Raw genomic sequence first — 8,415 nt, forward strand, 5'->3', positions numbered from 1 at the left:
AATAATTCTATGGGGTGTCTACACGCTAAAACGAGCCTATGTCGGCTCGTTTTTTCACATACGTATTAGCGTTGTTTCTTCTGCCTCTCTGGCACTTTTCACTGTGCGATAAGGGGAATACCCGCTTCCCTTTTCAAACGCCGCACAATGCGTCTTTTCCTCAGCTTTCGATGGCACAACTTTTTTAAATTGTTGATAAGCCTTTAATAGCTCTTGCTTGGCGATTCCCTTTTCATATGCTTTTTCAACCGCTTGAAAAAACGAAATGACCGCCATTTTTTCCTCAGTTGTCCAGTCGACATCCATTGGATATTGATATTCCATTTACTTGTCCCTCACTTTAACACGCATTTCTTATTTGAACTTTTATTATAGCATCAGTTTGATCAGAAACCGATCGATTTTATGCTTTACATTCCGATCAGTTCATAATATAATTCTTTTGTTTTATGCAATGAAATCTGCTGTTATTGGTATAATAATAGCAGGTATTTCGATGAAGGTGGGAAAGCAATTGTCACAACATGATACACCCTTATACACTGGACTAAAAAAACATGCTTCAAGCAATCCAGTCCAATTTCACATTCCAGGCCATAAAAAAGGAGCCGGAATGGATCCTGAATTTAGAGCATTCATTGGAGACAATGCATTAAGCATTGACCTTATTAATATAGAACCTCTTGATGATTTACATTCACCTCGAGGGATGATCAAAGACGCACAAGAGCTCGCAGCAGAAGCATTCGGTGCTGACCATACGTTTTTCTCCATTCAAGGAACAAGCGGCGCGATTATGACAATGGTGATGACTGTCTGTGGACCCGGGGATAAAATCATTGTTCCGCGTAACGTCCATAAGTCGATTATGTCTGCCATTGTATTTTCTGGTGCAGTGCCTGTTTTTATTCACCCAGACATCGACAAAGAGCTTGGCATCTCACATGGCATTACGCCAGAGTCAGCTAAAAAAGCACTGACTGAACACCCAGATGCAAAAGGGCTGCTTGTGATTAACCCAACGTATTTTGGCATTTCAGCTGATTTAAAAACAATCGTAGAAATTGCCCATTCATTTGATGTACCTGTCCTTGTGGATGAAGCACACGGTGTTCACATACATTTTCACGATGAGCTTCCGTTATCTGCGATGCAGGCGGGTGCCGATATGGCGGCAACAAGTGTCCATAAACTTGGCGGCTCCCTTACCCAAAGCTCTATTTTAAATATGAAGGAAGGGCTTATTTCAAAGGATCGTGTACAATCCATTTTGAGCATGCTGACAACAACGTCCACTTCTTATTTGCTCTTAGCGTCACTTGATGTCGCTAGAAAGCGATTAGCCACTGAAGGAAAGGCACTTGCAGATGAAGCCATTCGTTTAGCGGAATCAGCGAGAAGCCGTTTGAATAAAATTGATGGGATTACTTGTATTGGTGAAGAAATTCTCGGTTCAGCTTCTACTTACGATTATGACCCAACGAAACTAATTATCTCGATTAAAGACCTTGGGCTAAATGGACATGATGTTGAAAAATGGCTGAGAGAAAGCTACCGAATTGAAGTGGAACTCTCGGACCTGTACAACATTTTATGTATCGTAACTCCTGGAGATTCTGATGAGACGATTGATACTCTTGTAACGGCTATGGAGGAGATTGCCGCAGCCTCTGCGCTTGAAGGCCGCAAACAAGCGGTAACAGAAGTGTTACTGCCTGAGATCCCGTCTCTTGCCATGACACCGCGTGATGCTTTTTACGCAACAACGGAGGTCGTTCCATTTAAAGAAGCGGCTGGCCGTATTATTGCAGAATTCGTCATGGTGTACCCGCCAGGCATTCCCATTTTTATACCGGGTGAAATTATCACAGAAGAAAATATCTCGTATGTCTTTAAAAATATTGAAATTGGTCTTCCTGTGCAAGGACCTGAAGATTCAACACTAGACATGATCCGCGTCATTAAGGAACAAAAACCGATTTTATAAAAAAGAAACATGCAGCCCCAAATGGAGCTGCATGCTTTTTTATTTATTCAGAGGCTTCATCACAGCAATGACAGTGACCACATGTTCCATAAAGTGTTGTCACTTTTTCATTCTCAAATTGATCAATGGTTTCATTGCAATCTTGACAAATAATTGTACCCACGTACATTCCCCTTTTCTTCACTCATAGTTTGAAAGCGTTTTATCTATTTCTTATCTCTATAATATGATGTCACATTTAAGTTGTCAACGGTTAATTGTATGACATAATTAATCATTTTTTATAACTATATGCTCTTTCCTTATCATATTGAGGGAACGTTTCAATTGTATTTTGCTTCATATCAATTCTGTAACAATTGAGTAACAATCGAAAATTGTCAAAAAAGACATGATACACTAGAGTGACTAACAGGTAATCAGCTCCTAAAAATGTTGGTACAACCCCAAAGGATTTTGAGGTGAATAGATTGAATTTTATGAGGCCCCTTCTCATTATATTCCCTATGCTCTTTCTACTTAGTTCATGCTCATTTGCGTATATCATACCAAACCAGACAGATCAGGTCAGTCATATTCAAAAACCGAGAATTCTCTTTTTTACTGATGCAGAAAACCTTGATAAAGAAAGTCCTTATTATGATGCAGTGCTCGACTTAAAAAATCAGTATCCGAAGGAAATGTCAAAGATGATTGTCAAAGAAGATCGAAAAGGCTGGAAAAATGAAGTAGACGAATTGCCAGCTATATTACTAGTCAATAATGAAAAAGTCATTGTGAAGGTTGAAGGAAATGTCCGAAGTAAAGAGGATATCTTATCACCTCTATGCCAAGCATTAGACCGAGTGAATACAAATTAACGATTCGACCTTGCATTTGCATATATATATCCTTATGAAAAAATCCCTCTGCTCATGAGGGATTTTCTGTTTTAGGGATGGTTATAGGTATACATAAAAAAACCCTCTCCTTTTGGAGAGGATTCAGCGTGTAGACAAACCCTCTCCTTTTGGAGAGGGTTTCTACGTTCATTATTTTACGATATGGATTGGGCTTCCGATTGCTACTTCAGCCGTTTCCATTGTAATTTCACCTAAAGTTGGGTGAGCGTGAATTGTCATTGCGATATCTTCAGCCGTCACACCAGCTTCGATTGCAAGGCTAAGCTCTGAAATCATATCAGACGCGCCAACACCTGCGATTTGTGCTCCGATCACTAGACCATCCTCTTTACGAGTGATCATTTTCATGAAGCCATCCGTTGCGTCAAGAGAAAGTGCACGTCCGTTAGCTGCGAATGGGAATTTCGCTGCAACGATTTCGATTCCTTCTTCTTTCGCTTGTGCTTCAGTGTATCCAACAGTTGCAAGTTCTGGCTCAGAGAATACAACAGCAGGAATACCAAGGTAATCAATTTCAGCTGGCTCTCCAGCGATTGCTTCAGCTGCAATTTTACCTTCGTAAGATGCTTTGTGTGCAAGCGGCGGGCCATCAACGATGTCACCAATTGCATAGATGTTTGGTACGTTTGTACGGCATTGTTTGTCAGTTTTGACAACTCCGCGGTCTGTCAATTCAACACCTGCTTGCTCAAGACCAAGCTCATCAGTATTTGGACGACGACCAACTGTTACAAGTACGTAGTCAGCATCGACAGTTTTTTCTTCACCTTTTACTTCGAAAGTAACAGTGACACCGTCAGATGTTTCTTCAACACCTTTTGCAAGAGCGTTTGTATGGATTTCAACGTTTCCTTTTTTCTTCAGGTTACGTTTCACTAAAGAGCTCATTTGCTTTTCGAAACCTGGAAGGATTTCGTCTCCACCTTCAAGGATGACAACTTCTGTTCCAAAGTTTGCATAAGCAGTCCCAAGCTCAGTACCGATGTATCCACCACCGATCACAACTAACTTCTTAGGTACTTCTTTAAGCGCTAAAGCACCAGTTGAGTTGATGACACGGTCAGTGTATTTAAATGCAGGCAATTCAATTGGACGAGATCCAGTTGCAAGAATTGCATTTTTGAAAGTGTAAGTCTGTGCTGAATTCTCATCCATTACACGTACAGAGTTACTGTCTACGAAATAAGCTTCACCTTTTACGATGTCTACTTTGTTTCCTTTAAGAAGACCTTGAACTCCACCTGTTAATTTGTTCACAACAGAAGCTTTCCACTCTTGAACTTTTGTGAAATCAACTGTTACGTTTTCAGCTTTGATACCCATGTCTTCAGAATGCTTTGCATTCTCGAAACGATGTCCCGCATTAATCAATGCTTTTGAAGGGATACAGCCGACGTTTAGACATACGCCGCCAAGCGTTCCTTTTTCAACGATTGTTACTTTTTGTCCAAGTTGTGCAGCGCGAATAGCAGCTACATACCCACCAGGACCTGCACCGATGACAAGAGTATCAGTTTCGATTGGGAAATCTCCTACTACCATGAAATTACGCCTCCATTAAAATTAATTGTGGATCATTCAATAAACGCTTGATGTGGTTCAGGGCATTTTGCGCAGTAGCTCCATCAATCATACGGTGGTCGAAGCTTAGGGAAAGAGCTAAGACTGGAGCTGCAACGATTTCGCCATCACGAACAATCGCTTTTTCAGCGATACGGCCAATTCCAAGGATCGCTACTTCTGGGTGGTTGATGACTGGAGTAAACCATTGTCCACCAGCAGAACCGATGTTTGTGATTGTGCAAGATGCACCTTTCATTTCAGCTGGAGCCAATTTACCTTCGCGTGCTTTTGTTGCAAGCTCGTTAATTTCGTTAGATACTTCGAAAATTGCTTTGCGATCTGCATTTTTCACAACTGGAACAAGCAAGCCTTTTTCAGTGTCAGCTGCAATTCCGATGTTGTAGTAATGCTTTTGAACAACTTCATCTGTTTTATCATCAATAGAAGTGTTAAGTACTGGGTACTTTTTCAAAGCAGAAGTTAGAGCTTTTACAACGTAAGGCAAGTAAGTTAACTTGATTCCTTGATCAGCTGCAACTTGTTTGAATTGCTTACGATGTGCTACAAGGTTTGTGACATCAACTTCATCCATTAATGTTACGTGAGGAGCTGTATGCTTAGAGTTCACCATTGCTTTCGCGATTGCTTTACGGATTCCGCTCATTTTCTCGCGAGTTTCTGGGAATTCTCCTTCTAGAACTGGAGCTGCTGCCGCTTTTGGAGCTGCTTCTTCTTTCGCACTTTCAGCTGCTTGAGGTGCTGCTTCTTGAGCTACAGAACCACCATTAACGAAGCTGTCAATATCTTCTTTTAGCACGCGGCCATTTTTACCAGTACCTGCAACTTTGTAAATTTCAACGCCTTTTTCACGAGCATATTTACGTACAGATGGCATAGCAATTACGCGTTTGTTTGGATCAGCATCTACTTGCTCTTGTGCGCCTGCACCAGTTGCTGCTGCTGCTTCTTGAGCAACTTCTTTCTTTTCAGGCTCGTTACCAGCTTCAGCAGTACCTTGTACTTGAGCTTCAGTTTTTGCTTCGCCTTCTTCTTCGCTGCCTTTAAATTGAAGATTTTCGTAACCAGGTGCATCAAACGTAATGATTGTTTGTCCTACAGTTGCAACTGTTCCCTCTTCAACTTTTAATTCTAATACTTTTCCTTTAACAGGTGAAGGAATTTCTACAACTGCTTTATCATTTTGTACCTCTGCTAAAACATCATCTTCATTGATTTCGTCGTTTGGTTTTACGAACCACTTAACGATCTCACCTTCGTGGATACCTTCTCCGATGTCCGGAAGTTTAAATTCAAATGCCACTGTTTTTCGCCTCCTAGATTTTGTTGAACCCTTGTTGTGTCATCATTACACGATCATGTAATTGATAAAGGGGAAGAGAAATAAATTCTTTTCCCCTCTATCATTTAATTAAAATTCAAGCACTTTTTTAGCTGTTTCAAGCACGTCTTTATGGTTTGGAAGCCATACGCTCTCAGCTTGTGAGAAAGCAAATACAGTATCAGGTGCAGCTACACGAAGTACTGGTGCTTCTAGGCTAAGGATTGCTCTGTCATTGATTTCAGCTACTACGTTTGCAGCAATACCAGCTTGTTTTTGTGCTTCTTGAACAACGATCGCACGTCCTGTTTTTTCAACAGAAGCGATGATTGTTTCAATATCAAGCGGGCTTACTGTACGAAGGTCGATGACTTCAGCAGAAACGCCTTCTTTTTCGAGTTCTTCAGCAGCTTTAAGTGATTCGTGAACCATTGCACCGTAAGTGATGATGGAAAGGTCAGAACCTTCACGTTTCACGTCAGCTTTACCGATTTCAATTGTATACTCTTCCTCAGGAACTTCCTGACGGAAAGAACGATATAGTTTCATATGCTCAAGGAACACAACCGGATCGTTGTCACGGATGGCAGAAATTAATAGTCCTTTTGCATCGTAAGGTGTTGAAGGAATAACAACCTTGATACCAGGCTGCTGTGCTACAAGACCTTCTAAGCTGTCAGCGTGAAGCTCAGGTGTATGAACCCCTCCGCCGAATGGAGAACGGATTGTCACTGGAGAATGCCAGCGTCCGCCAGAACGGTAACGCATACGAGCCATTTGTCCAGAAATAGAATCTAATACTTCGTAAACGAATCCGAAGAATTGAATTTCCATTACTGGGCGGAATTCTTGTAGTCCAAGGCCAATTGCAAGACCGCCAATACCAGATTCAGCTAGTGGAGTATCGAATACGCGATCCTCACCAAACTCTTTTTGCAATCCTTCAGTCGCACGGAATACGCCGCCGTTTACACCAACGTCTTCTCCGAAAACGAGAACGTTTTCGTCATTTTTCAGTTCTGTGCGTAACGCATCAGTGATCGCTTGAATCATTGTCATTTGCGCCATGGCTTACTTCGACTCCTTCTGTTTGTAAATTTCAAGCTGTTCAACTAAGTTGAATGGTTTCACTTCGTACATGTTTTCAATCAAGTCAGTGACTTTCTGCTTAGGCTGTTCGTCAGCTTCTTTGATTGCTTGTTTGATTTGTTCTTTTGCATCTTCGATGACTTTATTCTCTTCTTCTTCAGACCATAGGCCTTTGTTTTCCAAGAATTTGCGGTAGCGTACCAATGGATCTTTTTGCTCCCACTCGTTTTCATCTTCTTTTGTACGATATCTTGTTGGATCGTCACCAGCCATTGTATGTGGGCCGTAACGGAATGTAAGAGTTTCGATTAATGTTGGACCTTCACCATTGACAGCACGCTCACGAGCTTCAGCAGTTGCTGCATATACAGCTAATGCATCCATACCGTCAACTTGTACGCCTACGATACCAGCTGCAGCTGCTTTTTGTGCAATCGTTTGTGCAGCAGATTGCTTTTCAACAGGTGTAGAGATCGCATATCTGTTGTTTTGGACAACAAAAATCGCTGGCGCTTTGTAAGCCCCTGCAAAGTTAATACCTTCATAGAAATCACCTTGTGAAGCTCCGCCATCACCAGTGTAAGTAATTGCAACAGCTTTTTTGCCGCGCTTTTTCAAACCAAGAGCTACACCAGCAGCTTGAATGATTTGTGCACCGATAATGATTTGCGGGGAAAGTGCATTCACATCTTCAGGCATTTGGTTCCCAACAAAGTGTCCACGAGAGAACAAGAAAGCTTTTGTTAGTGGAAGACCGTGCCAGATTAATTGTGGAACATCACGATATCCTGGAAGAATAAAATCTTCTTTCTCAAGTGCAAAGTGAGTTGCAAGCTGAGAAGCTTCTTGTCCAGCTGTTGGCGCATAGAAGCCAAGACGTCCTTGACGGTTCAATGAAATTGAACGTTGATCTAATACACGTGTAAACACCATACGGCGCATTAATTCTTTTAATTGGTCATCTGAAAGATCCGGCATTGCCGCTTCGTTTACGACTTCGCCTTTTTCGTTTAAAATTTGGAACGTTTCAAACTGCTTTTTGATGGCATCAAATTGCTTTTTGCTATCAACAATTGCTTTTTTTGTTTTTGCAGCCATTCTAAAGTCACCTCTTCCTTTCTTTTAACAGTCAATTTGTCGTGAATCCATTTATACATACAGATATAGGATAACCCAAAATGCTCATATGACTCCTGTATATAATAGCCACAAAGATCGTTGTCGAAACATTAGATGATCGCTTGCTTTTGAGTTCTTCTAACTGTATTAACGATAGTTCACAAAAAACTAATACAACTTCTGTTAACAAGGAATAGTTTACAACAAGAAAAATAGTCCGTCAATTGATTTAACGGCTTTATCTAAATAAATGTATTCGCTTTACTTTTTATTGCGAACTGTATCAATCTGTTTAACAAACAGTACAATCTGTACTAGTATAGAGTGCACTACTGTACTACAATAGCAAATGTTTGTTTTTGTCGAAAAATAAAAAAAGAGCTATTTTGAAGTGACCCCCTAAATTTAGACACGGG

General features: G+C 41.0%; 8 protein-coding genes. 2 read left to right on the plus strand and 6 right to left on the minus strand.

What is annotated here, in order from left to right:
* Positions 1-54: 54 nt before the first annotated feature.
* Positions 55-324, minus strand: a complete 270-nt coding sequence (locus tag BA1_RS17550) for a UPF0223 family protein (protein WP_008361865.1) — start codon at positions 322-324, stop codon at positions 55-57.
* A 190-nt stretch (positions 325-514) separates the two neighbouring features.
* Here BA1_RS17550 and BA1_RS17555 point away from each other — a divergent pair, with 190 nt between their 5' ends.
* The gene (locus BA1_RS17555; RefSeq protein WP_008361867.1) at positions 515-1,987 is read left to right on the plus strand and encodes an aminotransferase class I/II-fold pyridoxal phosphate-dependent enzyme; all 1,473 of its coding nucleotides are present in this window, start codon (positions 515-517) and stop codon (positions 1,985-1,987) included.
* A 43-nt stretch (positions 1,988-2,030) separates the two neighbouring features.
* On the opposite strand, the gene BA1_RS18910 is transcribed toward BA1_RS17555, so the two are convergent.
* A complete protein-coding gene (locus BA1_RS18910; protein WP_003212464.1) occupies positions 2,031-2,150 on the minus strand; it encodes a GapA-binding peptide SR1P in 120 nt (39 codons plus the stop codon).
* Between the two features lie 298 nt (positions 2,151-2,448).
* Between BA1_RS18910 and BA1_RS17560 the strand changes: the two genes are divergently transcribed.
* Positions 2,449-2,847 carry a hypothetical protein gene (locus tag BA1_RS17560; RefSeq protein WP_237739242.1) on the plus strand — a complete coding sequence of 133 codons (399 nt, stop codon included), beginning with the start codon at positions 2,449-2,451 and terminating at the stop codon, positions 2,845-2,847.
* 171 nt (positions 2,848-3,018) lie between these two features.
* On the opposite strand, the gene lpdA is transcribed toward BA1_RS17560, so the two are convergent.
* From lpdA to pdhA, 4 genes are all read right to left on the minus strand, one after another.
* A complete protein-coding gene (lpdA, locus tag BA1_RS17565; protein ID WP_008361871.1) occupies positions 3,019-4,431 on the minus strand; it encodes a dihydrolipoyl dehydrogenase in 1,413 nt (470 codons plus the stop codon).
* A gap of 4 nt (positions 4,432-4,435) precedes the next feature.
* On the minus strand, positions 4,436-5,773 hold the full coding sequence (locus BA1_RS17570) for a dihydrolipoamide acetyltransferase family protein (protein WP_008361873.1): 1,338 nt from the start codon (positions 5,771-5,773) through the stop codon (positions 4,436-4,438).
* Positions 5,774-5,881: 108 nt separating this feature from the next.
* A complete protein-coding gene (pdhB, locus tag BA1_RS17575) occupies positions 5,882-6,859 on the minus strand; it encodes a pyruvate dehydrogenase complex E1 component subunit beta (protein ID WP_008361876.1) in 978 nt (325 codons plus the stop codon).
* A 3-nt stretch (positions 6,860-6,862) separates the two neighbouring features.
* Positions 6,863-7,978, minus strand: coding sequence for a pyruvate dehydrogenase (acetyl-transferring) E1 component subunit alpha (pdhA, locus tag BA1_RS17580; protein ID WP_008361877.1), 1,116 nt, complete (start codon positions 7,976-7,978; stop codon positions 6,863-6,865).
* Positions 7,979-8,415: the final 437 nt, after the last annotated feature.

It is taken from the genome of Bacillus xiamenensis, from assembly GCF_000300535.1.
Classification (GTDB): Bacteria; Bacillota; Bacilli; order Bacillales; family Bacillaceae; genus Bacillus; species Bacillus xiamenensis.